We start from the raw sequence: 26,456 nt of genomic DNA, 5'->3' as shown, positions 1-26,456 counted from the left end.
CCTGAACGGGCTTTGTCTGGCGGAGTGGACGGGACTCGAACCCGCGACCCCCGGCGTGACAGGCCGGTATTCTAACCGACTGAACTACCACTCCTATACTGCTCACCCTACCTGCGAGCGTCGGTTTTGTCTCGCAAGCTGCTTCGCCTCATTTCATGAAGCGCCGCCGATGTTTTGGCGTCCCCTAGGGGATTCGAACCCCTGTACTCACCGTGAAAGGGTGATGTCCTAGGCCTCTAGACGAAGGGGACAAAATCTTTTCACTACTTGCTTTCGCTCTCAACATTCGTCAACAGCGAAGAACGCTATTCTAACTCGCCTCTAGGCGTTTGTGAAGTTTTTTCTTTCAAACACTGCACTTCGAAAGCAACTTCAACACACGCCGCCGGCTAGATCGTGCAATTTCAAACCATACCCGACCTCTCCCGGAGAGCCTCGTATTATACGCATGCTCTTTCGCGCGCGGCAAGCGATTTCGCGCAGACAGGCTGAAACGGAACCCTACGCCGCGAGCGCTCTGAGCAAGGCATCGATGCTGGCCTTCGCGTCACCGAAAAGCATGCGCGTATTCTCCTTGTAGAACAGCGGGTTGTCGACGCCGGCGTAGCCGGACGCCATGCTGCGCTTGGACACCACGACCGTGCGCGCCTTCCACACTTCCAACACCGGCATGCCGGCTATCGGGCTGGCAGGATCGTCCAGCGCGCCCGGGTTGACGATATCGTTGGCGCCGATCACGAGCACGACGTCGGCTTCGGAGAAGTCGTCGTTGATCTCGTCCATCTCGAGCACGATGTCGTAAGGCACCTTCGCCTCGGCAAGCAGCACATTCATGTGGCCCGGCAAGCGGCCCGCCACGGGATGAATGCCGAAGCGCACGCGCACGCCCATGGCCGCGAGCACGCGCGTGATTTCGCTGACGGTGGATTGAGCTTGCGCGACGGCCATGCCGTATCCGGGCACGATGATGACGTTCGACGCATCGCGCAGTAACGCGCCGACCTCCTCGGCTGTCGCCGCCACCGCCTCGCCCTGGGCCTGCGCGGAGCTCGAGGCGCTCGTCGCGCCGAATCCGCCGAGAATGACCGAGGCAAAGCTGCGATTCATTGCGCGGCACATGATGTAGCTCAGGATCGCGCCGCTCGAGCCGACGAGCGCACCCGTCGTGATGAGCAGGTCGTTTCCGAGCGTGAAGCCCGTCGCGGCCGCCGCCCAGCCCGAGTAGCTGTTGAGCATCGACACGACGACCGGCATGTCGGCGCCGCCGATGGCCATGACGAGATGCACGCCCAATGCGCCCGCAAGCGCGATCATCGTCAGCAGCGCGAATAAACCTTCGGCGGCGGTGTCGGCGGTCAAGAACCGGTAGCAGAGCGCCGCGCAGGCCACGAGGATGGCGGCGTTCAGCGCATGCCGCGCCGGCAGCACGAGCGGCTTGCCGCCAATCGCGCCTTGCAGCTTCAAGAATGCGACGATCGATCCCGAGAACGTGACCGTGCCGATCAATGCCCCAAGGTAAATCTCGCACGCGTGAATGGCCCGCTCGGCGCCGGCAAGCCCGCCAGCGGGCGCGAGGTAGCTATTGACGGCCGTGAGCACGGCGGCAAGTCCGACGAAGCTATGCAGCACCGCGACGAGTTGCGGCATTTGCGTCATCTCGACCCGCCGCGCCAGCAGCGCGCCAAGCCCCGCGCCCGCCGCGGCGCCGCCCAGCGCCACGCCTAGGCTCGCACCCGGCGCGATCGCCAGCGTGGCGACGACGGCAATGACCATGCCGATCATGCCGTAGATGTTGCCGCGGCGCGCCGTATCAGGGTGACTCAAGCCGCGCAGACTCAAGATGAACAGCGTGCTAGCGCCCAAATAAGCGATGTTGCCGATTCCGTCGAGCATCGCGTGCCTCCTAAGTTCTGCGAAACATTTTCAGCATGCGCTGCGTGACGAGAAAGCCGCCGGCGATGTTGATCGTCGCGACGAACAACGCGAGTGCGCCCAATATCGCGACGAGCGAGTTGTGTGCGCCTAGCTGCAAAAGCGCGCCGACGACGATGATGCCGCTGATGGCGTTGGTCACGCTCATCAACGGCGTGTGCAACGCAGGCGTCACGTTCCAGATGACTTGATAGCCAACGAACACCGCCAGCACGAACACGGTCAGGTGCGATAGAAACGAAGGCGGCGCGAATGAGCCCAATGCCAGCAGCGCGGCGATCGCGATGCAGATGGTCAGCGCGCGTGCAGGCGCGCCCCATGCGCGGCCAGGACGCGGCCCGACCGCGGCTGCCACCTGCGGCGGCGCACCCGCCGCGGGGCGATGCAGCGCCACGCTTGGACGCTTCGGCTCGGGCGCGGGCCATGTCAGGGCGCCGTCGTGAACGACCGTGGCCCCGCGCACCACTTCGTCGTCCATGTCGATGCGGATGACGCCGTCTTTTCCCGGCGTGAGATCCGCCACCAGATGCCGCACGTTGGTGGCGAAGAGCTGGCTCGACTGCGTCGCCATCCGGCTCGGCAAATCGGTGTACCCGACGATCGTCACGCCGTGGTGCACGACGGCTTCACCGGCCCGTGTGAGCTCGCAGTTGCCGCCCTGCTCCGCCGCCATATCGACGATCACGCTGCCTGGGCGCATGCAGGCCACCATCGGCGCCGTGATCAGCTTCGGCGCGCGCTTGCCCGGGATCAGCGCGGTGGTCACGACGATGTCGACATCCTTTGCTTGCGCCGCAAATAACGCGAGTTCCGCTTCGAGATAGCGCGCGCTCATCTCCTTCGCATATCCGCCGCTGCCGCTGCCTTCCTCCTCGATCTGCACTGTCAAGAATTCGGCGCCCATGCTTTGCACCTGCTGCTCGACTTCCGGCCGCGTGTCGAAGGCGCGCACGATCGCGCCGAGGCCCCGCGCGGCGCCAATCGCTGCCAGCCCGGCCACGCCGGCGCCAATGACGAGCACCTTCGCCGGCGGCATCTTGCCCGCCGCCGTGATTTGGCCGGTGAAGATGCGCCCGAAGTGATGCGCCGCCTCGATGACCGCGCGATAGCCCGCGATGTTGGCCATCGAACTCAGGGCGTCCAGCTTTTGCGCGCGCGAGATGCGCGGCACGCAATCCATCGCGAGCACGTCGACGCGACGCGACGCGAGCGTCTCGAGCATCGACGCATGCTGAGCCGGCCATACGAAGCCGATCAGCGTCGCCCCAGGCTCGAGCAATGCCGCTTCGTCCACGCCGAGTGCGGGGTGATGCTCGGGTGGACGCACCTTGATGACGATATCGGCCTCGCTCCATAACCGGCGCGGATCGGCTATCACCTCTGCGCCCGCGGCACGATAAGCGTCATCGGGAAACGATGCGGCCAAGCCGGCTTCGGCCTCGATGCAGACGCGGTAGCCGAGCTTGAGCAGTTGGCCCACGGTTTCGGGCGTCGCGGCCACGCGCCGCTCGCCGGCATGCACTTCGCGCGGAACGGCGACGGTCATCGCAGGCGCCGCGCCGCCGGAGGCCGCGGGTTCGAATCGTGCGTCCATCTCAACCTCGTGATTGCAGCGTGTTGGAGAGCGTGCCGATGCCGTCGATCGAAACCGTCACCGTCGCTCCGTCCTTGATCGAGCCCACGCCGACGGACGTGCCGCAGGCGATGACATCGCCGGGCATCAGCGTCATGTCGTGCGAGAGCCGGCTCACCTGCTCGTGAGGCGCGAAAATCATGTCGCGCAACGGATAGTTCTGGCGCTCGACGCCATCGACCCGCGTCACGACGTTCGCGGTGCGCCAGTCCCATCCGCTGCGCACGACAGGGCCGATGCAGCCGAACGTATCGAACCCCTTGGCTCGGCACCATTGCGCGAAATTCGGGTCCTCGGCCAGCAATTCGATCGCAGTCACGTCGTTGACGCACGTGTAGCCGAAGATGTAATCGCCGGCCTGCTCCGGCATGACGTTGCTGCAGCGCCGACCGATGACGATACCGAGCTCGCCCTCATAGGCAATCTTGCCGTCATACCCGAGAGGGCGTCGAATCGTCTGCCCGGGCCCGATCACCGACATCGACGGCTTGATGAGAAACAGCGGGTGTCGCGGCGGCGCCTTTTCGAGCTTGACGGCCAGCGCGTGGAAGTTGTTCCACAGCGCCACGATCTTGCTCGGCATGCAGGGACTCAACAGCGTGACCTCGTCCAGGCGCCGCTGCGCACCGCTCGGATGCGCAGCGCCGAACATATCGCCGTCGTACTGCCGCACGCGGCCGTTCTCCAGCACGCCGAACCCGACGTTTCCGTCGGACGACTCAAAGCGTATCCACGATGTCATCGGGATAACCCCTATCTTCAAAGGATGATCGGAGGTACGACGGCACGGTGCGCCGCGCTGCGTGCGTCGTACGGCGAGCGGGGCGAAACGCCCCGCCCTGCGAAAAGGCGCCCGCCTCGTCAAATGGCGCCTATGGCGCGCAACGCGGCGATTCGTTCGGCGGAAAAGCCGAATTCGGCCATCACCTCGTCCGTGTGCTCCCCGAGTAGCGGCGAGCGCGTCACCACGGTCGGACTATCGGACAACTTGATCGGATTTCCGACCGACAAGTAACTGCCGCGCGCTGGATGATCGATCTCGACGATGGTGCCCGTTTTGCGCAGCGATTCGTCGTCGACGATTTCCCTCATCGATAAAACTGGCCCGCATGGAATCTCGTACTTGTTCAGGATCTGCATGGCTTCGATCTTCGTCTTCGTCATCGTCCAGCGCTCGATCTCCGCGAAGATCTCCGCAAGGCGTGGCAGCCGTGCGCCCGGGGTGGCGTAATCGGGATCGCCGATCCATTCCTCCCTGCCGATCAGGTTGCATATCTTGCTCCACACGGGCGCCTGCACGATGAAGTAGATGTACGCGTTGTAATCCCACTCCCAGTCCTTGCAGCGCAAAATCCAGCCCGGCTGGCCGCCCCCCGATGCGTTGCCGGCGCGCGGCACCGCAGGCCCGAACGTGCCTTTCGGATGTTGCGGATATTCGCGCAGCACGCCCGTGCGGTCGAGCCGCTGTTGATCGCGCAACTTCACGCGGCACAAATTGAGCACAGCGTCTTGCATCGCGGCCAGCACGTACTGGCCGCGTCCCGTCACGGTCCGCTGATAGAGCGCCGTGACGATGCCCAGCGCGAGGTGCAGCCCGGTGCCGCTGTCGCCGATCTGCGCGCCGCTCACGACGGGTGGTCCGTCCTCGAAGCCGGTCGTCGACGCAGCGCCGCCCACGCATTGCGCCACGTTCTCGTAGACCTTGCAGTCCTGATAAGGGCCCGGCCCGAAACCCTTTACCGAGGCGTAGATCATGCGCGGATTCAATACCTGTACACGCTCCCAGCCCAATCCCATCCGTTCCAGCGCGCCCGGTGAGAAGTTTTCGACGAGCACATCGCATTGGCGAATCAGCGTCTCGAGCACCTGCCTGCCTTCCGGATGCTTCGCATCGACCGTGATCGAGCGCTTGTTGTGATTGAGCATGGTGAAGTAGAGGCTATCGGCGTCGGGAATGTCGCGCAGTTGTTCGCGCGTGACGTCGCCCGCTCCCGCCCGCTCCACTTTGATGACATCCGCACCGAACCATGCAAGCAGTTGCGTGCACGTCGGTCCGGATTGCACGTGCGTGAAATCGAGGACACGCACCCCCTCTAACGCCTTGCCCACTTCTCGTCTCCCTCATTGCTTCGTTATCGGTCGGTCAATCGCTCCCGATGCCGTCCGCCGGCGGGTGCCGCCGAGTGCGGACATGCGAGCCATCGTAATTATTTAGGAATCCTAATTGCTAGGCCGACATCGGCACGTTGCCGTCTTGTCTCGCGCTTATCCTTGCGGCTCGGTCGCGGCGGCCAACGCAATCGCCACACGACGCGCGGCGGCAAGCGCCGCAGCCTCGCTTGCGAACACCGCGTCGCCGACGACGCGCTGATATGGCAGCAAGCTCACGCGTTCACGCGTTTCGCTATCGTCCGCATTGCGCACGGCGGCATACGCCGTCCACCCGCCGTTCTCGATCAGTTGCATCGCGGACAACTCCAGCCGGAACGGCCCCAGTATTTCCACTTGCATCGCGTTTGACTCCTCGTTCAAGCTGCCGTAGCCACGCGCCCCCTCGCGGGTCGCGCTCATGCACTTGCGCGCGCCTCGAGCGCCGCCAGCCGCTTACGCAAATCGCGCTCTTCCTGAAATCGCTCGGTTTCGTCTCGAATGACGGAAGCAATGCCGTTCACGGCTCCGGCCGCATCGCGCAGCAAAGCCACGGTAAATGCGATCGAGAGCGCGCCGCCCCCCTTGCGCACGGCCGGCACCTTCAACACTTGGCTGCCGTAGCGCGTTTGCCCCGTCTGCATCGTGTTCCGGTACCCGGACCAATGGCGCTCCTGCAAGCGTTGGGGAATGATGAGATCGAGCGACTTGCCGAGCGCTTCTTGTTCCGTAAAACCGAAGATGCGCTCGGCCGCGCCGTTCCACAGCGTGATCATTCCGTCCGGATCGCACACCACCACCGCATCTCCGATCGCCGATACGAGCTGCGATAAATCAACCGACGTTTGCATTGCCCCTTCCCCCTATGCGCGAATGATCGAAGCGACGCGGGCACGCCGTCGATACGGCCGCCCGCACCGCAGCGTAGCACTCAGACGGCGCCCACCTCGCGCATTTCGCGCACCTGGTCCTTCGTATAACCCAGCCCGAGCAATACCTCCTCGGTATGCTCGCCGAGCAGCGGCGATGATTTGATTTCGGGTTTGAGGTCCGAAAACTTGATCGGACTGCCGATCGTCAAATACGTGCCTCGCTCTTTATGCTCCACCTCCACGATCGAGCCCGACTTGCGCAGCGATTCGTCGTTCGCGAGTTCCTTCATGCTGAGAACGGGCGAGCACGGGATATCGAACTTGCGCAGGATGTCGACGGCCTCGTACTTCGTCTTGTCGGCCAGCCACTGCTCGATCTTCGCGAAAATGTCGAAGATATGCGGCTGGCGAGCTTCCGGGGTGTTGTAGTCGGGATCGTCGATCCACTCGGGGCGTCCGAGCGCGCGGCAAATCGGCGCCCACGCATGCCCCTGCACCGTGAAGTAGATGTAGGCGTTGGGATCGGTCTCCCAGCCCTTGCACTTGAGCACCCAACCCGGCTGGCCGCCGCCGCCCGCGTTGCCGCCGCGCGGCACCACATCGCTGAACGTGCCGTGCGGATACTGCGGATACTCTTCCAGGTAGCCGACGCGTTCCAGACGCTGCTGGTCGCGCAGCTTCACGCGGCATAGATTGAGCACCGCGTCTTGCATCGCCACGGCAACTTTTTGGCCTTTGCCTGTCTGCTGGCGGCCGATAATCGCCGTGAGAATGCCGATGGCCAGATGCATGCCCGTATTGCTGTCGCCGAGCGCCGCGGCGCTGACAGTCGGGGGACCGTCCCAGAAGCCCGTGGTCGATGCCGCGCCGCCCGCGCACTGGGCGACGTTCTCGTAGACCTTGAGATCCGAATAGTGGTGGCCGTCCGAAAAACCCTTGACCGACGCGACGATCATTTTCGCATTGAGCTCGTTGATGCGCTCCCACGAAAAGCCCATGCGATCGAGCGCCCCCGGGCCGAAGTTTTCGACGAGCACGTCCGATTCCCGAATCAGCTTCTCGAGCACGGCTTTGCCTTCGTCCTTCTTCGTGTCCAGCGTCAGCGAACGTTTGTTGCTGTTGAGCATGGTGAAGTAGAGGGCATCGACGCCGGGGATATCGCGCAACTGCGTGCGCGTCACGTCGCCGGAGCCTGGGCGCTCGACCTTGATCACATCGGCGCCGAACCAAGCAAGCATCTGCGTGCAAGCCGGCCCTGCCTGCACATGAGTGAAATCGATGATCTTGATACCTTCCAAGGGTAGGCTCACGTTCGTTCTCCTAATGGCTGATTCCGGATGTTGGAGGGAGGTCATTTCTTGTTGGCGGCGCTTTGCGGATTGAGATTCGTCAAGCGCCCGCTCTCGGTGCCGGCCGCTTCGTCGATCACGGCGTTGATGAGTACCGGCTCGCCCAATGCGATCGCTTCCCGCAGCGCACGCTCGAGCTCCGCGGGCGTGCTCACGTGGTAGCCCTTGCCGCCGAACGCTTCGATCAGCTTGTCGTAGCGCGCGCCTTTGACGAACACGGTAGGCGCGACGTCCTCGCCGCCGCACGGGTTTTTGTCGGTCCCGCGATAGACGCCGTTGTTATTGAAGACGACGATGCACACGGGCAAGCGGTAGCGGCAGATCGTTTCCACCTCCATGCCGCTGAAACCGAACGCGCTGTCGCCTTCGATCGCGATGACTTGCTTGCCCGTTTCGACGGCCGCGCCGATCGCGAAGCCCATGCCGATCCCCATGATTCCCCATGTACCGCAGTCGAGCCGCTTGCGTGGTTCATACATGTCGATGATGCTGCGGGCGTAGTCGAGCGTATTGGCGCCCTCGTTGACGACGGTCACGCTCGGGTTGGCCTTCACGACATCGCGCAGTACGCGCAGCGCGCTGTGAAAATTCATCGGCACGGGATCTTTCGCGAGCGTCGCAGCCATCTTTTCGAGGTTCTTGCTCTTGCGCTCGCCGACCGCTTGCAGCCACGCCGCGTCGGGCCGCGGGAACGAAGCGCCGATGCCTTCGAGCAGCGCCGACACGCACGAGCCGATATCGCCGACCACCGGCGCCGCGATGGCCACGTTGCTGTCGATTTCCGTCGGCGATATGTCCACCTGAATGAACCGCTTCGGCGCGCCCCACGTCTTGCCTTTGCCGTGCGAGAGCAGCCAATTCAAGCGCGCGCCGATCAGCAGGACGACATCCGACTCTGCCAGCACGAACGAGCGCGCCGCCGATGCCGACTGGGGATGGTCGTCGGGCAAGAGTCCCTTGGCCATCGACATCGGCAGGTATGGAATGCCGGAGCGCTCCACCAGCGCGCGAATCTCGGCATCTGCACGCGCATAAGCTGCGCCTTTTCCGAGCAAGATAAGCGGACGCTTCGCGCTCTTCAGCAAGTCGATCGCCCGCTCGACCGACTCCGGGGACGGCAACTGGCGCGGCGCGGCGTCGACGACGCGCACGAGCGAACGCCGTCCGGCTTCCGCCGTCATCGTTTGGGCCAGCAGCTTGGCCGGCAAGTCGAGGTACACGCCGCCCGGGCGCCCCGAAACGGCGGCGCGAATGGCGCGAGCGACACCAATGCCGATGTCTTCGGCATGCAACACCCGGTACGCGGCTTTCGCGTGAGGGCGGGCGATGTTCAACTGGTCCATCTCCTCGTAATCGCCCTGCTGAAGATCGACGATTTCCCGCTCGCTCGACCCGCTCACGAGGATCATCGGAAAGCAGTTCGTCGTGGCGTTGGCCAACGCCGTCAGGCCGTTGAGGAAGCCGGGGGCCGACACGGTCAGGCACAGCCCAGGCTTTTGCGTGAGATAGCCGGCGATTGCGGCAGCGTTGCCCGCGTTCTGCTCATGGCGAAAACTGATGACGCGCATGCCGCGCGCTTGCGCGAGCCGCGCCAGGTCGGTAACCGGGATGCCGGGAAGCCCGTAGATCGTGTCGATGCCGTTCAGCTTGAATGCGTCGATGACCAGGTGAAATCCGTCGGTCATCGACGGCGCTTCCGTTTCGGGGACGCTCTCTGCCTCGATTTGCCCAATCACTGCTGCCATGTCCTGCCTCCTTGCGCCTTTGTTGTTCGGCTGTGATATACCATATGCCACATACTGTGTTTTATCAAGCAGTTTTGTGCTCCTTCGCGTAGCGCTCGTTCGACGCCACGCGCGTCAGTCGAGGAAGTCGCAGTGCGCCTCGACGAATGCCGCCAGATCGAGCGAGTGCTGCCGCACGAGCCGCTCCGCCAGTTCGGTGTCGCGCGCCTCGAGCGCTTCGATGATGCTCATGTGCTCGGCGATGGAGCGTGACGCACGATCGCCGCGAGCGATGGTCGTGCGCCTGATCGCGCGTACGTGCACGAAGATGTTCCTAACCGCCTCGATCAGTAGATGCGAGCCGGACAACTCGACGAGTGACTGGTGAAAAGCAAGGTTGGCTTCGGAATATGCGTCGACATGCGCGGACGGAGCAGCTTCGCAAAAGGCATCGAACAAGCGCCGCAGCGCCGCGAAGTCCTCGGCCGACGCACTCAGCGTGGCCAAGCGGGCAGCCATGCTTTCCAGCGCGGCCCACATGTGGATCATGTCGACGATTTCCCGCTTGCTTTTGCGCAGGATGTAGACGCCGCGCCTTGGTACCGTGCGCAAGAAACCTTGCTGTTCGAGCAGCGTCATGGCTTCGCGAACCGGTGTGCGGCTCACGCCCAGCGCTTCGGCGACCTCTTTCTCGTCGAGACGGATGGCCTCCCGGCTGCGGTAGATGTCCGTTTCGGCAATCGCCTGCCGCAAGCTCGCATATGCCCGATCGCGCAACGATGCAGCGGGTCCGAGCGGTGCCAACGACAGCGCCGTAGGCGGCCGGTAGGTGGCGGCTTCCCTGTTAATCGTCATGTCTCCACTCGTATTTTTGGCATGGGTTATACGATATATCACATACCACTAAATACCAAGGCGTAAATACATCCTCCTCCGTAGCCAGCCACGTACGTCGACGCGCAGCGCAATTCACCTCTCGGATCGATAACTTATTGCTTATGCTTTTCCAATAAAACTTTAACTATCATCTATTTCTGATGGCTCTATGCTTTAGCTCAGTCACGATTGACCGATTAAGGAGGAGCCCATGAATCCAACATCCCGCGACCTGACCGAACTCGACGCGCATCTGTGCGCCTACAACATGGCGTTCGCCGAACTCGGGCTGCGCTTTCGTTGGGACGTTCGCACGCTCGCGTCGCTCGCCGGCATCGAGGACGAACGCGAGCGCATCGTCGCGTACATCCAAATGCATCAGCCTCACCTGCTCACGGCCTACAGCGCCAATTTCCTGAGCCGGGCGATTCTCGAGAAGAAGAACGAACTGCGGCCGGAGCCGCCGTGCGTCCGCCACGCCGTCGCGCTCGAGACCAATCGTCCTTCGGTCGTTCAGGTTCGCGCCCGCGAGCCCCATCCCGCCACGGACTTCCCACTGCCCATGCTGGCCGGCGCCTAAACCGGATCTCATTCGGCGCCCGAGCGGCGCCATAATAATTAGGACACCTAATCAAATCCGAAACACCGCGCACAGCGCGGTGTTTCTTTTTGCCGCCGCCGGCAACCGAAGACGCCTAAGCGAAAAACCGGACGCCTACCCCAACTCGAGCCAGGCGCCGGCGGGCAATGTCAGTGTGGCATCGTAGAGGGCCGCGGCGCCGCGACGAATGATTCTTCGGCCCCCTGCGCTTCGAGCCACCGGGCGCGCATCGGTGCGAGCAGGAACTTCGCGCTTACGCCGGCTACGATCGTGATGCTAGCGGCAACCAGGAATACGGCGTTCCAGCCGCCCGTCGAGGCCAAAATCGATGCGAGCGGAACAAGCAGCGACGCGGTGCCCTTGGCGGTGTACAACACGCCGGCATTGCCCGCCGCGAACTTGCTGCCGAAGGTATCGGCACAGATGGCCGGGAAAATCGAGAAAATTTCCCCCCAGCACAGAAAGATGAAGGCGGCAAACGTCATGAACGCGTACGGATTCGTCCCGTATTGCATCAGCCCGAGCAGTGCGAGCCCCTCGCCGATGAAGACGATGAACATCGTGTTCTCGCGTCCGATCCTATCGGAGAGGAATCCGCACAGGGGGCGCGTCAGCCCATTGCACAGGTTGTCGATCGACAGCGTCATCGTCAGCAACGGCAACGTCATGCCGAAGAGCGTCATGGGGATGCGCGCCAAGCCGAGATCCTTGGCGATCGGTCCGATTTGCGCCGTTGCCATCAAGCCGCCCGCGGCTACCGCCACGAACGATACGTAAATCATCCAGAACACCGGAGTGCGGACCATCTGCTTGGCGGTGTAGTCGATCTTCGTGACGGCGAGCTTTCGCTTGGGCGCACCATAGCCGCGCAACGCAGGCTTGCCGAGCAACAGCGCGAGCGCGAGGATGCAAGCGCCCTGCACGATGCCGAAAAAGAAAAACGTATGCTCGTAGCCGGCCCGCACGATCATGTTTGCGATCGGGATGACAGTCACGGCCGCGCCGGCGCCGAACCCTGCGGCCGTCAAGCCCGCCGCCAGGCCGCGGCGATCGGGGAACAGCTTCAGCGCGTTACCGACGCATGTGCCGTATACGCATCCGGCGCCGATGCCCGCGATGACCGCAGCCGCATACAGGACAGGCAGCGACGACGCGAGCGAATCCATGACCCACGCGACGCCCGCGAACAGCGCGCCGACGGCGACGACAGGCCGCGGCCCGAATCGGTCGACGAGGTACCCTTCGATTGGCACGAGCCAGGTTTCGGTGATGACGAAGATAGAGAACGCCAACTGGATCTCGGCCCTGTTCCAGCCGTGCTTCGCATGTATCGGCGCAACGAATAGCGTCCAGGCGTACTGCAGGTTAGCGATAAGCGCCATGCAAAGCATGCCTATGACGAGCTGGCACCACCTGTTTTTCCAAAACGCCGGGGTCTGTAGTGCAGATCCGTCCATGTGCTTCGTCTCCATGATTTCGTTATCGAAAGCGAAAGGCGGCCCGGCTAGCGCACTCGAGCGGTGCACTTGGTCAATTCATGTCCGAGTCCAACACGCCGCCTGAAAAGCAAGCGCACCGAGAGGTCGATCCATAGACAAAAGGCCTGCGGCCCGACGGTCGATGCGCACGCGTCGGAGCCCATCGCCTTGGAGGATCAATCTGCCGGATGCATAGAGGCATGCTAGGGGCTTAGGACGATTATCGATAATCAAACTTTATTACCGTCTTGATTCACAATGACTTATGGTTTCCCGTCGCCGAACGCGCTTGTTTCCACAGACGCAGGCCATGCGCGGCAGCGTATCGGCTCGGTGCCCCCATTGCGGCGAGCGCACGCAACGCTCCTCTCCCCATGGCGCCAGCGTTCCCGGGAGATGCCGACGCGTGACTCCCACGCGTGCGCCGCGCGCGTGCATAGGGTCTTTGCCTAAGTTAGGAAACGTTGAAGCTTGCTAGGATAACGATCTAGTTTCGCTTATAGGCCGGCACCTGCAATGACCATCAGAAACGCAACGCTTCGGCAATTGAAGGTGTTCGAAACGGTGGCGCGCCTGTTGAGCTTTTCACGGGCGGCCGAGGAACTGCATTTGACTCAGCCTGCCGTTTCGACACAAGTCGCGCAACTGGAGGACCACGCCGGGCTGCCGCTGTTCGAACAATTGGGCAAGAAGATCTACCTGACGCCTGCCGGCGCGGAGATGCTGCAGTTCAGCCGTACGATCCTCCAGCAATTCCAGCAGGAGGACGAAGCGATGAGCCAGCTCAAAGGCATCTCGGGCGGCACGCTCAATGTCGCCGTCATCAGCGCCGGCGATTACTTCTTTCCCCGCCTGCTTGCCGAATTCACGCGCCGCCATGCCGGCGTCACGTTCAACCTCTCGGTCCACAATCGCGAAGAGTTGCTGCACCAGCTATCGACGAACCAAACGGATCTTGCCGTCATGGTTCGGCCGCCGGCGGGCATGGACGTCGTCAATGAACCATTCGCGCCGCACCCGTACGTGATCGTCGCGGCGCCCACCCATCCGCTCGCCGGCAAACGTTTCATCAGCATGGACCAGTTGACGCAGGAGTCGTTCATCGTGCGCGAACGCGGCTCGGACACGTGGAATTCCATGCAAGACGGCCTGGGAGGGCGGCTTGATCATCTGAAGATCGCAATGGAAATCAAGAGCACGGAAACGATCAAGCAGGCGGTCATCGCCGGCATGGGCATCGCTTTCCTCTCGGGTCATACGATCAGCCTCGAGCTACAGGTCGGCCATCTCGTCGTGCTCGACGTCGAACGCTTCCCCGTGATGCTCAACTGGTACGTCGTGCACCGCAAGAACAAGCGGTTGCCCCCCGTCGCCGAAGCCTTCAAGCGGTTCTTGATCGAGGAAGGCGCGGCTCAACTCGAAAAAATCACGCGCGTGAGCGCATTGACGGCGAAACTGGCGCCATCGAGTTGAGCCGAGGGCGCCGCGCCCGCGCACGCCTCAGTCGAGAAAATCGCAGTGCGCGTCGACGTACGCGGCGAGATCGAGCGAATGTTGCCGCACCAGCCGCTCGGCCAGATCGGTATCGCGTTGCTCGAGCGCTTCGATGATGCGCAGATGATCGACGATCGAGCGCGCCGCACGATCGCTTTGTGAAATCGTCATACGGCGAATCGCTCGCACGTGCACGAAGATATTCTTGATCGTCTCGAGGATGATTTGCGATTTCGACAATTCCACGATGGCCTGATGAAAGGCGATGTTCGCATCGGAGTACTCCGCGATATGCTCGGCCGGCGTCGTATCGCGAAAATTGTCGAACATGCGCCGCAATCGCGCGATTTCTTCGTCGCTGGCATTCTGGGTCGCCAGCCGCGCGGCCATGCTCTCGAGCGCGGCCCACATTTGAATCATTTCCACGATCTCGCGCTTGCTCTTACGCACGATGTAGATGCCGCGCCGCGGCACCGTACGCAAGAAACCCTCTTGCTCGAGCAGCGTCATCGCCTCGCGGATCGGCGTGCGGCTCACTCCGAGCGTTTCACTGAGCATGCGTTCATCCAAACGCACGGGCTCGCGCGTCGCGTAGATGTCCGCGTCGGCAATGGCCTTGCGCAACATGGCGTACGCCTGATCGCGCAAGCTGACGTTCGCGCCGATCGACTTCAGCGAAAGCGTTACAGGCGCGCCGGCCTGCTTAGGAGTGAGCAGTTCTGACGACATTCATTGCCTCGCGCTGGGTCCGACGGCGATGCGGCGCCGGCGGCGTGGTAGCTTGCCTGCCCTCTCCGAGACCGACGAAGCGCCCGTGGCGCGCGGCCATCTCGGCGACAGGCGCAGGCAGCAGTTGGGCCATCAAGTAAGTCGCGGCGGCGCCAAGGACAAGGCCCGCCGCGGTCAATAAGGTCAAAGAAGACAGTTCCATCGCACTACTCCATGTGAAAGCGGTCATTACGACCAGACAAGCTCATGGTAATGATGCAATGCGGTAATCGTCAAGTATTTGGTATGTGATATTTCACGGACGTTGCGCCCATGAAACAACTCCATGTTACGCCAACGCAGACGTACGAGAGGCACACCGGAAAAGGGACGGGCCCCTCGTCAGGGGCCCGTCCGGATGCAGCTTGCGAGCGCGCGGCCACGGACGCGTTCTGCGCCCTGCCATCGCACTCGCGGGCGGGCAACCGGCGCAATGACGCGCTATGCCGCGCGGACCGCTTCGCGCGGTGGCTCTGCCGTCGCTGCGCGACTAGGCTGGGCGGCGTGACCGGTGCGCGTCTGCTGCGCAGTCTGTTCGCGCAACTTGATGAGCGCCAGCACGGCATCGATGATCGGCGTGGCCTGCCCCACGAGCCGCCCCATCTCCTGCACGACCGTCAGCAGCGGATCGATTTCCATCGGCCGTCCTTGCTCGAGGTCCTGCAACATGGAGGTCTTGTGCGCGCCGACGGCGCCCGCCCCATCGATCCTCCGCTCGACGTCCACGCGAAAACGCACGCCGAAGCGCTCGGCAATCGACTTCGCCTCGAGCATCATCGAGCGCGAGACCGCGCGGGTCGCCGGGTTGCTCGCGATGATGTCCAGGGTTGCGTGCGTTAGCGCACTAATCGGGTTGAAGCAAAGATTGCCCCACAGCTTGAGCCAGATCTCGTCGCGAATGTTGTCCCGGATCGGCGCATCGAAGCCGGCCGCCACCATGGCTTCCTGCAACATGACAATGCGCTCGGTCTGCTCGCCACTCGGTTCACCAAGCGGAAACTTGTTACCGTAGACATGCCGCACGACGCCGGGCTCGACGATCTCGGCGGCCGGATAGAGCACGCAACCGATGGCGCGCTCGGGGCCCAGACGATCCCACTGCGCGCCGCCGGGATCGATGCTCTGCAGCTTGGCACCCGCGAACTCGCCGCCGTGCCGATGAAAGTACCAGTACGGGATGCCGTTGACGGCCGTGACCACCGCGGTCTGCGGGCCCAGCAGCGGTTGCATCGCCTCGATGACACCGGGCACCGAGTGCGCCTTGAGCGCGATGATGACGTAGTCCTGCGGCCCGAGCTCGCTCGCGTCGGACGTGCATCGCACGTGGACGACACGCGTGTCTTCCTCCGTCACGAGCCTTACGCCATTCGCTTGCATTGCCGCGAGATGCGGCCCGCGCGCAACGAAGCTGACGTCCGCTCCGGCCTGCGCGAGCCGCCCGCCCATATATGCACCGATTGCCCCAGCGCCATAAACGCAAATCTTCATATGCCGTACCTTTAGTGGAGTCACGAAAGCGGTCGAACTCGCACGGGGTGCAACACCCGTATCGATCGATAAAGAAGAGCGTGGGTCGTTCGCACTTGGTAGGCCCCGCCGCGCGGGCTGCGAACTCGTTAGGAGTCCTCACGATACCGCCGTGCCTAGCGCGGTGCCTACCGCCGTGCCTACCACAGTGCCGAAAACGTCTCGTGCCGTCCGTCGCAGCGGTGGGCCGCGCCTCGCCTGGATTTGGCCGCGGCCCCTCTCTGCCAACGATATTGCGCGCACCAATCCATTAGGAAAAGTTAAAGTTTTTTATCGTGTGAATTAGGGATCGCGAATGGATCGACCCGAGACGGCGCGCGTGGGCAACGGAAGAAACGATCGGCGCGTTGAAAGCACGGCGCACGAGATGACGAGCGGGCAACAAAAAACCCCGTGAGCATGACGCTGACGGGGCCTTTGGTACTACTTCGATCGACTGCTGAACAGTTCTTGGTGGAGGTAAGCGGGATCGAACCGCTGACCTCTTGCATGCCATGCAAGCGCTCTCCCAGCTGAGCTATACCCCCGTGCAGAACAGAAATGAGATTTTATAGAGGCTTTCGGAACTTGTAAATACCCTTCGTGCATCGCCACGCATTTTTTTCGCGGCGATGCGCGCGCCAGCGCCTAGGCCGCCGCATCCAGGCGCGCCGTCACCACCTCGCGAGGTAGCAGCGCGAGCACGGCGTCGATCGACGGCGTATGCGTTGTGCCCAGCACGAGCAGGCGCACGGGCATCGCCAATTGAGGCATCTTGAGTTTGTGAGCTGCGAGCGTCGCCTTCAGCGCGGCGCCGATGCCCTCCTTCGTCCATTCGGCGCTGCGCAACGTAGCGGCAAGTTCCGCGAGCGCCGGCCGCGCCGCATCAGTCAGATGCTGCGCGAGGGCGTCGGCGTCGGGCGCCGGCGTGCGATAGAACATCGCGGCGTTTTCCGCGATTTCCTTGACGGTCGTCGCCCGGTCTTTCATCAGCGCCACGACCGACGCTAAAGCCGGTCCGCCGGCCAACGCCGCCTCGCCGATGCCGAGCGCTGCGAAGAACGGTTTCGCGAGCTCGCCGAGGCGCGCATTGTCGGCTTCCTTGATGTAGTGATTGTTAAGCCAGTTGAGCTTATTGTGGTCGTACTGCGCGGGGGACTTGCCCAGATGCTCGAGGTTGAACCACTCGACGAACTGCTCCCGTGAAAAAATTTCGGCGTCGCCGTGCGACCAGCCGAGGCGCGCCAAATAATTGAGCACGGCTTCGGGCAGATAGCCTGCATCGCGATAGCCCATGACACTCATCGCGCCGTGCCGCTTGCTCATTTTTTCACCGGCTTCGTTCAGCACCGTGGGCAAGTGTGCGTACACGGGCGTTTGCCCGCCGAGCGCGCGCAGAATGTTGATCTGCCGCGGCGTGTTGTTGACGTGATCGTCGCCGCGAATCACGTGCGTGATGCACATATCGAGATCGTCGACGACCACGCAAAAGTTGTAGGTGGGCGTGCCGTCCGGCCGCGCAATGACGAGATCGTCGAGTTCGTCGTTCGAAATTTCGACAGGCCCCTTGACCGCATCGTCCCAAGCGACCACGCCCGTCAGCGGATTCTTGAAGCGAATCACGGGCTCGACGCCCGCGGGCGGCTCCGGCAAGATCTTGCCCGGCTCGGGCCGCCACGTGCCGTCGTAGCGCGGCTTTTCGCCGGCCAGACGTTGACGCTCGCGCAACGCCTCGAGCTCTTCCATCGACATGTAGCAGCGATACGCGAGGCCTTGATCGAGCATTTGCGCGACGACCTCGCGATAACGATCCATGCGCTGCATCTGGTAGAAGGGCCCCTCGTCGAAGTCCAATCCTAGCCACGCCATGCCTTCGAGGATTGCATTGACCGATTCGGGCGTCGATCGCTCCACGTCCGTATCTTCGATGCGCAGGATGAACGTGCCCTTCATCTTGCGAGCGAAAGCCCAGGGGTAAAGCGCGGAACGAATGTTGCCGAGATGAATGAAGCCGGTCGGGCTCGGGGCGAAGCGGGTGCGGACGGTCGTCATAGGTAGCGTCGATGGTTCGGCGGCGGGCGCAAGTCACGAAGAGCGCGGCGCCATCGAACGAACAGAAAAGTAAGCGGCGATTATAACCGGCGGCTCGCCGTCGCCGCCCTGCGACCGACATAGGCAAGGCCGCCGACGCGGTTCGCTTTTGCCGTATCATGTGCGCGCGCCGGCCGGCTGGCCGGCGTGCCGGCGCGCCACTATCCACGCCCGGCGCATCGATGTGCGCCTCCCGGGCGCGCCGCTGGAGATACCGTTGAAATCGTCTTCCCCCCGACTCGCCCGTCGCGAGTTCACCGTTGCATGCGCATCGGCCCTGCTCGCCGCCTGCGCTTCGCCCGTCACCAAGCAGAACGAGTCGAACGTCGAAACGAAACCGGCTGCGCCGCAAAAGCCGCTTCGGATCGGTCTAGCGCTAGGCGGCGGCGCCGCACGCGGTTTCGCACATATCGGCGTCATTAAAGCGCTAGAAGCCCGCGGGCTCCAAGTCGATCTGATCTGCGGCACGAGCGCGGGCTCGGTCGTTGGCGCGCTTTATGCCTCCGGCATGAGCGGGCTGCAAATCAACAAGCTGGCGTTGACGATGGATCAAGCGTCGATCAGCGATTGGGCCATGCCGTTCCGCACGCGGGGCTTCCTGCAAGGCGTCGCCCTGCAAAGCTACGTCGATACGACGTTGCACAACCGGCCGATCGAGAAGATGGCGCGACCGCTCGGCATCGTGGCCACCGATCTGCGCAGCGGCCAGCCGATTTTGTTCCAGCGCGGCGATACGGGCATCGCGGTGCGAGCCTCGTGCAGCGTCCCATCGATATTCGAGCCTGTGAAGATCGGCGGTCACGAGTACGTAGACGGCGGGCTAGTTAGCCCCGTCCCTGCTTCATTCGCGCGCAAAATGGGCGCCGATTTCGTGATCGCCGTCGACATCTCGGCCAATCCCGAAACCGCGCTGACGCAAAGCTCGTTCGACGTGCTGCTTCAGACGTTCACGATCATGGGACAAACGATCAAGACCTACGAGCTCGAGAAATATGCGGATTTCGTCATCCGTCCGAATCTCGCCGCAATGAGCGGGGCCGATTTCGGCCAGCGCAACGCAGCCATTTTGGCGGGGGAAGAAGCCGTGGCGCGGCTCTATGGGGACCTGCAGCGCAAGCTGGCCGACCATCGGCAAGGCGCGGCCGCGGCGGCTTGAAGGCAAAGCCGCAACGCAACACGCACGTGAAAAAGCCCGCCTAAGCGGGCCACTTACTTCAGCGAGCGGCTCGAGCCGACGGCCCGAGCCCGTTGCCGACCGATAGCAACGGCCGGCAAGCTATCGGTCGAGGCGTCAGTTGCCGCTCACACCGACGTCATTAAAGCTTGCGCTAACGCGCTGGCGCAGGTCGTCGTCCTTCGTATGGAACTGCGTTTCGATCCGGCGCGCGCCGGTGAAGCGCTTTTCCCAGTAGCCATTGTCGAGATCATCGACCCGAATGGTGCTCCCCGTCGACGGCGAATGCACGAACTTGTTGCCGCCAATATAGATGCCCACGTGCGAGAACGTGCGACGCATCGTGTTGAAGAAAACGAGATCGCCCGGTTTCAGATCGGCCATTCGCACCTTCTCTCCGACGCGGCTCATTTCCTCGGCACGGCGCGGCAGCGCCATACCCAGGGTGTCCTGGAACACGTAGCGCACGAAGCCGCTGCAATCAAGCCCCGAATCGGGCGAACTGCCGCCCCAGCGATAGCGCACACCGATCATGTTCAGCGCGCCGACAACGACGTCGCCCGCCTTCCCTGCGACACCCGACAGGAACGCCTTTGCGCGACCCGTGGTGCTGGTGACGTTTAACGATTGCGAGGAAGAGGCCTGTGAAGAAGACGACGCATTCGACTCTATCTGAGCCGAGGCGGGTGAAGCGATCTGCTGCGAATTGTTGGTTTCTTCTGCGAACGCGCCGGCTGCTGCCGTCATCAACACGCCAATGAACATCCCGGCGACGACGCGCGTACAAGCCTGGGCAAAATATCGGTGCTGCATTGGTCGGTAGGTTTTGCTTAAGAATCAGTGAACTGCGAAAAGTTTGGACGATACTAGCCACGAAGTTACCGAATGTCAAAACAAATTAAAAAAAACAATCGGGGTACCGTCACAATTGCTACGAATTACCCTTGCAGGCTCGCAGCGAGGAGTTTTCGCGTATACGGATGGGCCGGATTCGAGAAGATTTTTTCTACGTCACCGCTTTCCACGATGGCCCCGTTTTGCATGACCGCCACGCGGTGAGCCATCGCGCCGATCACGGCCAAATCATGGCTGATGAAAACGAATCCGAGGTTGTATTTGTGCTGCAACGCCGTCAGGAGCGTCAGCACCTGCTGCTGAATCGAGACATCGAGCGCGCTGGTCGGCTCGTCCAGCACCAGCAGCCGCGGCTCCAACACCAAAGCGCGCGCGATCGCGATGCGCTGCCGCTGCCCGCCCGAGAATTCGTGCGGATACCGCGCCAGCGCCGCTCGATCGATCCCCACTTCCCGTAATACGGCAATTACCTTTTCGCGACGCGCGGTCGCATTCAATTGGGGACGATGCAACGCCAATCCTTCGCCGACGATGCGCTCGATGGTCTGACGCGGGGACAGCGAACTGAACGGATCTTGAAACACGACCTGCATGTTCGAGCGCAGTTGTGTCTGCTCGCGGCCGCGGTAGCTTGCGAGCGGCCGCCCTTGGAACTCGATGGAGCCTTGGACTGTGCGCTGCAGCCCTAGCAGCGCCATTGCCAGCGTCGATTTGCCCGAGCCCGATTCGCCGACGATGCCGAGCGTCTCGCCTTGTCTGACGTTGACGCTCGCGCTCGATACGGCTGTGAAGCGGCCCGAGCGGAACCAACCGCGCACGCCGGGCATGGGCGTCGCAAACGATACGGACACTTCTCGGGCATCGATCAGCACCGGCGCGATCGGCAGCACCGGCGTCACGCTGCGTTGCGGGCGGCTTGCGATCAAGCGCTGCGTGTACGGGTGCTGCGGCGCTTCGAACACGCGCTCGACCGGCCCGCTTTCGACGAGCAAACCGCGCTCCATGACCGCGACGCGCTGGGCGAAGCGCCGCACGAGATTGAGGTCGTGCGTGATCAGCAAAACGGCCATGCCGCGCTTTTGCGCTTCGTCGCGCTGAATGTCGAGCAACAGATCGACGATCTGTGCGCGAATCGTCACATCGAGTGCCGTGGTCGGTTCGTCGGCCAACAACAGACGCGGCCGGCAAGCCAGCGCCATTGCGATCATGGCGCGTTGGCGCTGTCCTCCCGAGAGCTGATGCGGGTAGCTCAGCACGCGCTTGGCCGGCTCGGCCACCCCCGTGCGGGCCAGCAGTTCCACGGCCCGTAACCGGCCTTGCTGCGGCGAGACGCCTTCATGCGCGACGATCGTCTCGGCAATCTGCTCGCCGATCGTATAAAGCGGATTGAGCGCCGTCATCGGCTCTTGGAAGATCATCGCGATGTCGGAGCCGCGCAGCGCTTGCATGGCCCGCTCGCTTTTGCCGAGCAGATCCTCTCCGGCAAAGCGAATGCTGCCGCCGATTTGCGCATCGCGCAGCAGCCGCAGGATCGCGAGCGCAGTCACGGTCTTGCCCGATCCCGATTCGCCGACGAGCGCCACGCGCTCGCCCTGCGCGATGGAAAACGTCAGATCGTCCACGGCGACCGTATCGCCGAACGCAACGCGCAGATGCTCGAGTTCGAGCAGCGGCGCGGCGCACGCCGACGCGTCCGAGGGCGTGAGGGGAACTGCCGACGCGGCGCTCATTGATTGCCTCCGGCGCGCATCGCGTCGGCGATACGCGTGTCGAGCGCATTGCGCAACGCATCGCCCATGAACGTCAACAGCAGCAGCGTGACGACGAGCACGCCGAACGTCGAGAGCGAAATCCACCAGGCATCGAGATTCGCTTTCCCTTGCGCGAGCAATTCGCCAAGGCTGGGCGTCGGCGCGGGCACGCCCAGACCGAGGAAATCGAGGCTCGTCAGCGCGAGAATCGATCCGCTCATGCGGAACGGCAGAAACGTGATGACGGGTGTCAGGCTATTGGGCAAAACGTGGCGCCAAATGATTTGCCAATTCGATAGGCCCATGGCGCGCGCCGCGCGCACATAGTCCTGGGTGCGGTTGCGCAAACATTCGGCGCGCACGTAGTCGGCCAATCCAATCCAGCCGAACAGCGACAGCAAGACGATGAGCAGCAAGAAGCTAGGCTCGAAAATCGACGCGAAAATGATCAGCAAGTAGAGCTCGGGCAACGAGCTCCAGATTTCGATCAGGCGCTGCCCCACGATATCGATGCGTCCGCCGAAATACCCTTGCACGGCCCCCGCGACGATGCCGAGCACGCTGCCGATCAACGTCAGCACCAACGCGAACTCGACCGATACGCGAAAGCCGTACAAGAGTCGTGCGAACACATCGCGGCCTTGAGAATCGGTGCCGAGCCAATTCTCGGCCGATGGCGGCGCGGGATTGGGCTCGCGCGAGAAGTAGTTGAGCGTGTCGTAGTAATAGTGATTCGGCGGATATAACGCAAAATTGCCGGGCAACGAGAAGCGCTGTTTCACATAGGGGTCGAGGTAATCCGCCGGCGTGGGGAAATCGCCCCCGAAGCGCGTCTCCGGATAGGTTTTGGCAATCGGGAAATAAAACTTGCCGTCGTAGCGAACGACGAGCGGCTTGTCGTTCGACCATAACGGCCCGGCGAGGCTCGCGGCAAAGGCGGCGACGAACAGCACGAGGCTCCAATAGCCCAAGCGCTGCGCCTTGAAGCGCCGCCATACGCGGCGCATCGGCGAAGGCGAAGCGAGAACGCTCGGCAGTGCGCTGCGCGGTTGCGCGTCTGCGCCGGTACGGGGGCTAACGTGATTCAACGCTAACGCTCCAATTGTTCGAATTGAATACGCGGATCGACCCAGACGTAGCACAGGTCGGACAACAGCTTCGTTGCGAGCCCGATCAGCGTGAAGATGTAGAGCGTGCCCAGTACGACGGGATAGTCGCGGCGCACCACGGACTCATAGGAAAGCAGGCCCAAACCGTCTAGCGAGAACAGCGTTTCGATCAACAGGCTGCCCGTGAAGAACGCCCCGATGAACGCCGCTGGAAAGCCCACCACGAGCGGCAGCATTGCATTGCGAAACACGTGCTTCCACAGCACGCGCCGCTCGCTCAAACCCTTCGCTCGCGCGGTCAGCACATACTGCTTTTTGATTTCGTCGAGAAAGGCATTCTTCGTCAGCATCGTCACCACGGCGAAGCTGCCGACGACCGAAGCCGTCACCGGCAGCGTTATGTGCCAAAGGTAATCGGCAATCTTTCCGCCCAGGCTCAATTGCGCAAAGTTGTCCGACACCAAGCCGCGCAGCGGGAAGATCTGCAGGAACGAGCCGCCGCCGAACAGCACGAGCAGCAATACGCCCAACACGAAACCGGGAATCGCATAGCCCACGAGCACGATCAAGCTCGTTGCGAGATCGAACGGCGAACCATTGCGCACGGCCTTGGCGATGCCGAGCGGCACCGATATCAAATAGGTGAGGAAAAACGTCCACAGCCCGATGCTAATCGATACCGGCAGCTTCGAGACGACGAGCGACCATACGCTCTGATGATGGAAGTAGCTCTGACCCAGGTCGAAGCGAGCGAAGCGCGACAGCATCAACCAGTAGCGCGTGAGCGGCGGCTTGTCGAAACCGTACAGCGCTTTGAGCTGAGCGAGTTGCTGCGCGTCCACGCCCGAGTTCGCGCGCAAACCGAAGGGCCTTGCCTGCCCTTCCTGCACCGCGCCCTTGCGAAGCTCATAGGCGGCTTGCTCGACCGGGCCGCCCGGTACGAACTGAATGACGGCGAAAGTCAGCGTCAGCACCCCGATCAGCGTCGGAATCATTAGCAGCAGTCGCTTGAGGACGTAACTCCACATATACGTGCACCCGAAAATGAGCTAAGCGAAGCCGGCGCGCGGCCCGCGATGAACTAGTTCCCCGCGGCCCCGCTGCCGCCCGGCGACGATGGCGCAAACCACCACGTCGAGACGATCCAATCGCTCGCCGAATAGTACAGCGGCAGCGTGGCCGGATACCGCAGCGTATGCTTATACGCGATGCGATGCGTGGTGCTGAACCACTGCGGCACGACGTAATAGCCGTGCATCAGCACGCGATCGAGCGCGCGCGCCGCATCGACGAGTTGCGCTCTCGTCTGCGCATGCACGAGCGTACGCAAGATTGCATCGACGGCCGGCGACTTCAATCCCATCAGGTTGTCCGAGCCTTGCTCGTCGGCGGATTTGCTGCCGAAGCGCGACACCTGCTCGGTCCCCGGGACTTGCACGTCCGGGTAGCGCAGCGACGTCATGTCGAAGTCGAACGTATCGAAGCGCTTTTGAATCAACGCAAAGTCGACGGTGCGAAAGTTCGCTTCGATGCCGAGCTTCTTCAGGTTGCGAATGTAGACGCTTGCGACAGGGGCCATCGCCGCCCCCGAATCGTCGAGAATCTCGAAGCGAAACGGTTGTCCCTGTGCGTTGCGCAGCGCGCCGTCGCGGTAGTGCCAGCCTGCTTGGGCCAGCAGCGCGCGCGCTTTGAGCAGATTGGCCCGCAGCGAGCCGGGCGGATCCGTGCTCGGCTGCACCGTCATCGGCCCGAACACCGCCGGATCCAGTTGAGCACGCAACGGGTTCAGAATCGCAAGCTCGCCCTCGCTGGGCATGCCGGTCGCTTGTTGCGCGCTATCGGAGAAATAGCTGTCGAGCCGCGTGTAGCCGCCGAAGAACAACTGCCGGTTCAGCCATTCGAAGTCGAACGCGAGATCGAGCGCTTGGCGCACGCGCACGTCCTGGAACAGCGGACGTCGCAAGTTCATCACGAAGCCTTGCATGCCGGCCCCGTTGTGCTGGCGGAACTCGCGCTTGATCAGTTCACCGTCGTCGAAACGCTTGCCCACATCGCGCCGCGCCCAATTGCGCGCGATGTACTCCACGAGCGCATCGTATTCGCCTGCCTTGAAGGCTTCGAGCCGAGCGGTGCTGTCGGCGTAAAGCTTATAGGTGATGCGATCGAAGTTGCCCGTGCCGACCCGCACGGGCAGCGCGGCGCCCCAATACGACGGGTTGCGCCGATAGGTGATCGTGTGGCCCGTATCGTAGTGATCGATGATGTACGGCCCGCTGCCGATCGGCTGCTCGAAGGCGAGCTGATCGAATGGGATACGCGTGCCGTCGGGCCGCAGCCCCCACTTGTGCGAGAAGATTGGCACGCCGCCCGCGATCAGCGGCAGTTCCCGGTTGGGCTGACGAAATTCGAAGCGGACCGTGGCGGCATCGACGACGACGGCGCGCGCGATGTCGCCGTAAAACACCGAGAACTGCGGTGCGGCCTGGGCGCTCTTGAGTGTGTCGAAGGAGTATTTGACGTCCTCGGCCGTGACGGGATCGCCGTTCGAGAAACGCGCGCGAGGGTTCAGATGAAACGTGACCGAGAGGCGATCGGGCGCGACACGGATATCGTCGGCGAGCAGCCCGTAGGCGGAGGCCACTTCGTCGGAACTGCCCGTCGTCAAGCTTTCGAACAGCATCTCGATGCCGGGCGCCGGATTGCCGCGCATCGTGAACGGATTGAACTTGTCGAAGCTCGTGAGCCGGTTCGGATTCGCCAGCACGAGCGTGCCGCCTTTGGGCGCCTGCGGATTGACGTAATCGAAATGCTTGAACCCGGCCGGGTACTTGGGTTCGCCGAATTGGGCGATGGCATAGACCGCCATGGCCGGGCGCGCCAAGCCCAATGCCCACGCAAGCCAGCATGCGCACAGCAGACGCCAAGCGAGGCGCACGCGTGTGTTTCGTGGCGCAAGCGGGCGCCGGCCTAGAGTCGTCGTCACCGTCATCGGATGATCATAAGTGCCAATGTGAGAGAATTCTACCCAAACCGATACCCGCCACCGCTGTGCGGCGCTTGCGCGCATGGCGCCCGGCACTGACAACGCTAGGAGA

22 protein-coding genes and 3 tRNA genes are annotated in these 26,456 nt (G+C 62.8%); 3 read left to right on the top strand and 22 right to left on the bottom strand.

The genetic code is table 11. The features are described 5' to 3' along the window. Nucleotides 1-17 precede the first annotated feature (17 nt). From MMB74_RS07430 to MMB74_RS07380, 11 genes are all read right to left on the bottom strand, one after another. Nucleotides 18-94 (bottom strand) — tRNA-Asp (locus tag MMB74_RS07430). 81 nt (nucleotides 95-175) lie between these two features. Further along, a tRNA-Glu gene (locus MMB74_RS07425) sits at nucleotides 176-251 on the bottom strand. Nucleotides 252-501: 250 nt separating this feature from the next. Next, nucleotides 502-1,893: an NAD(P)(+) transhydrogenase (Re/Si-specific) subunit beta gene (locus tag MMB74_RS07420; RefSeq protein ID WP_277427960.1), complete on the bottom strand. Its 1,392-nt coding sequence runs from the start codon at nucleotides 1,891-1,893 to the stop codon at nucleotides 502-504. Nucleotides 1,894-1,903: 10 nt separating this feature from the next. After that, nucleotides 1,904-3,526 (bottom strand): Re/Si-specific NAD(P)(+) transhydrogenase subunit alpha, encoded by a 1,623-nt coding sequence (locus tag MMB74_RS07415; protein ID WP_277427959.1) that lies wholly within the window; start codon nucleotides 3,524-3,526, stop codon nucleotides 1,904-1,906. 1 nt (nucleotide 3,527) lies between these two features. Further along, on the bottom strand, nucleotides 3,528-4,307 hold the full coding sequence (locus MMB74_RS07410; RefSeq protein ID WP_277427958.1) for a fumarylacetoacetate hydrolase family protein: 780 nt from the start codon (nucleotides 4,305-4,307) through the stop codon (nucleotides 3,528-3,530). A gap of 119 nt (nucleotides 4,308-4,426) precedes the next feature. After that, nucleotides 4,427-5,674 (bottom strand): formyl-CoA transferase, encoded by a 1,248-nt coding sequence (frc, locus tag MMB74_RS07405; protein ID WP_277427957.1) that lies wholly within the window; start codon nucleotides 5,672-5,674, stop codon nucleotides 4,427-4,429. Nucleotides 5,675-5,830: 156 nt separating this feature from the next. After that, the gene (locus MMB74_RS07400; protein WP_277427956.1) at nucleotides 5,831-6,136 is read right to left on the bottom strand and encodes a hypothetical protein; all 306 of its coding nucleotides are present in this window, start codon (nucleotides 6,134-6,136) and stop codon (nucleotides 5,831-5,833) included. Then, nucleotides 6,133-6,564, bottom strand: coding sequence for a PAS domain-containing protein (locus tag MMB74_RS07395; protein WP_277427955.1), 432 nt, complete (start codon nucleotides 6,562-6,564; stop codon nucleotides 6,133-6,135). The genes MMB74_RS07400 and MMB74_RS07395 overlap by 4 nt, the downstream gene beginning before the upstream one ends. Before the next feature lie 80 nt (nucleotides 6,565-6,644). After that, nucleotides 6,645-7,895 carry a formyl-CoA transferase gene (frc, locus tag MMB74_RS07390; RefSeq protein WP_277427954.1) on the bottom strand — a complete coding sequence of 417 codons (1,251 nt, stop codon included), beginning with the start codon at nucleotides 7,893-7,895 and terminating at the stop codon, nucleotides 6,645-6,647. A 41-nt stretch (nucleotides 7,896-7,936) separates the two neighbouring features. Next, a complete protein-coding gene (gene oxc, locus MMB74_RS07385) occupies nucleotides 7,937-9,679 on the bottom strand; it encodes an oxalyl-CoA decarboxylase (protein ID WP_277427953.1) in 1,743 nt (580 codons plus the stop codon). A 114-nt stretch (nucleotides 9,680-9,793) separates the two neighbouring features. Beyond that, nucleotides 9,794-10,513 carry a GntR family transcriptional regulator gene (locus tag MMB74_RS07380; protein ID WP_277427952.1) on the bottom strand — a complete coding sequence of 240 codons (720 nt, stop codon included), beginning with the start codon at nucleotides 10,511-10,513 and terminating at the stop codon, nucleotides 9,794-9,796. Nucleotides 10,514-10,745: 232 nt separating this feature from the next. On the opposite strand from MMB74_RS07380, the gene MMB74_RS07375 reads away from it, so the two are divergent. Beyond that, nucleotides 10,746-11,114: a hypothetical protein gene (locus MMB74_RS07375; protein ID WP_277427951.1), complete on the top strand. Its 369-nt coding sequence runs from the start codon at nucleotides 10,746-10,748 to the stop codon at nucleotides 11,112-11,114. 170 nt (nucleotides 11,115-11,284) lie between these two features. Here MMB74_RS07375 and oxlT read toward each other — a convergent pair whose 3' ends face one another. Next, complete coding sequence (oxlT, locus tag MMB74_RS07370; protein WP_277427950.1) at nucleotides 11,285-12,592, bottom strand: oxalate/formate MFS antiporter; 1,308 nt, start codon at nucleotides 12,590-12,592, stop codon at nucleotides 11,285-11,287. A gap of 537 nt (nucleotides 12,593-13,129) precedes the next feature. On the opposite strand from oxlT, the gene MMB74_RS07365 reads away from it, so the two are divergent. Then, nucleotides 13,130-14,086, top strand: coding sequence for a LysR family transcriptional regulator (locus tag MMB74_RS07365; RefSeq protein ID WP_277427949.1), 957 nt, complete (start codon nucleotides 13,130-13,132; stop codon nucleotides 14,084-14,086). Nucleotides 14,087-14,113: 27 nt separating this feature from the next. Here MMB74_RS07365 and MMB74_RS07360 read toward each other — a convergent pair whose 3' ends face one another. From MMB74_RS07360 to gltX, 5 genes are all read right to left on the bottom strand, one after another. After that, complete coding sequence (locus MMB74_RS07360; RefSeq protein WP_277427948.1) at nucleotides 14,114-14,836, bottom strand: GntR family transcriptional regulator; 723 nt, start codon at nucleotides 14,834-14,836, stop codon at nucleotides 14,114-14,116. Continuing rightward, nucleotides 14,811-15,038: a hypothetical protein gene (locus MMB74_RS07355; RefSeq protein WP_277427947.1), complete on the bottom strand. Its 228-nt coding sequence runs from the start codon at nucleotides 15,036-15,038 to the stop codon at nucleotides 14,811-14,813. The genes MMB74_RS07360 and MMB74_RS07355 overlap by 26 nt, the downstream gene beginning before the upstream one ends. A gap of 278 nt (nucleotides 15,039-15,316) precedes the next feature. Further along, a complete protein-coding gene (locus tag MMB74_RS07350; protein ID WP_277427946.1) occupies nucleotides 15,317-16,363 on the bottom strand; it encodes a 2-dehydropantoate 2-reductase in 1,047 nt (348 codons plus the stop codon). Nucleotides 16,364-16,853: 490 nt separating this feature from the next. Then, nucleotides 16,854-16,929, bottom strand: a tRNA-Ala gene (locus MMB74_RS07345). A 100-nt stretch (nucleotides 16,930-17,029) separates the two neighbouring features. Further along, nucleotides 17,030-18,433: a glutamate--tRNA ligase gene (gene gltX, locus MMB74_RS07340; RefSeq protein WP_277427945.1), complete on the bottom strand. Its 1,404-nt coding sequence runs from the start codon at nucleotides 18,431-18,433 to the stop codon at nucleotides 17,030-17,032. A 217-nt stretch (nucleotides 18,434-18,650) separates the two neighbouring features. Here gltX and MMB74_RS07335 point away from each other — a divergent pair, with 217 nt between their 5' ends. Beyond that, nucleotides 18,651-19,628, top strand: a complete 978-nt coding sequence (locus MMB74_RS07335; RefSeq protein WP_346780672.1) for a patatin-like phospholipase family protein — start codon at nucleotides 18,651-18,653, stop codon at nucleotides 19,626-19,628. Nucleotides 19,629-19,763: 135 nt separating this feature from the next. Here MMB74_RS07335 and MMB74_RS07330 read toward each other — a convergent pair whose 3' ends face one another. The 5 genes from MMB74_RS07330 to MMB74_RS07310 all read right to left on the bottom strand — a co-directional run bounded on the left by MMB74_RS07330 (nucleotide 19,764) and on the right by MMB74_RS07310 (nucleotide 26,350). Further along, complete coding sequence (locus MMB74_RS07330) at nucleotides 19,764-20,459, bottom strand: C40 family peptidase (protein WP_277427943.1); 696 nt, start codon at nucleotides 20,457-20,459, stop codon at nucleotides 19,764-19,766. Between the two features lie 125 nt (nucleotides 20,460-20,584). Continuing rightward, nucleotides 20,585-22,231, bottom strand: coding sequence for a dipeptide ABC transporter ATP-binding protein (locus MMB74_RS07325; RefSeq protein ID WP_277427942.1), 1,647 nt, complete (start codon nucleotides 22,229-22,231; stop codon nucleotides 20,585-20,587). Next, nucleotides 22,228-23,259 carry an ABC transporter permease gene (locus MMB74_RS07320; RefSeq protein WP_277428192.1) on the bottom strand — a complete coding sequence of 344 codons (1,032 nt, stop codon included), beginning with the start codon at nucleotides 23,257-23,259 and terminating at the stop codon, nucleotides 22,228-22,230. Before MMB74_RS07320 ends, MMB74_RS07325 begins: the two co-directional genes overlap by 4 nt. A gap of 83 nt (nucleotides 23,260-23,342) precedes the next feature. Next, on the bottom strand, nucleotides 23,343-24,389 hold the full coding sequence (locus tag MMB74_RS07315) for an ABC transporter permease subunit (RefSeq protein WP_277427941.1): 1,047 nt from the start codon (nucleotides 24,387-24,389) through the stop codon (nucleotides 23,343-23,345). 53 nt (nucleotides 24,390-24,442) lie between these two features. Continuing rightward, nucleotides 24,443-26,350 (bottom strand): extracellular solute-binding protein, encoded by a 1,908-nt coding sequence (locus MMB74_RS07310; RefSeq protein ID WP_277427940.1) that lies wholly within the window; start codon nucleotides 26,348-26,350, stop codon nucleotides 24,443-24,445. Nucleotides 26,351-26,456 lie beyond the last annotated feature (106 nt).

Source organism: Trinickia sp. Y13 (genome assembly GCF_029522115.1).
Lineage (GTDB): Bacteria > Pseudomonadota > Gammaproteobacteria > Burkholderiales > Burkholderiaceae > Trinickia.
This window is presented reverse-complemented; position numbering and strand designations above follow the sequence as displayed.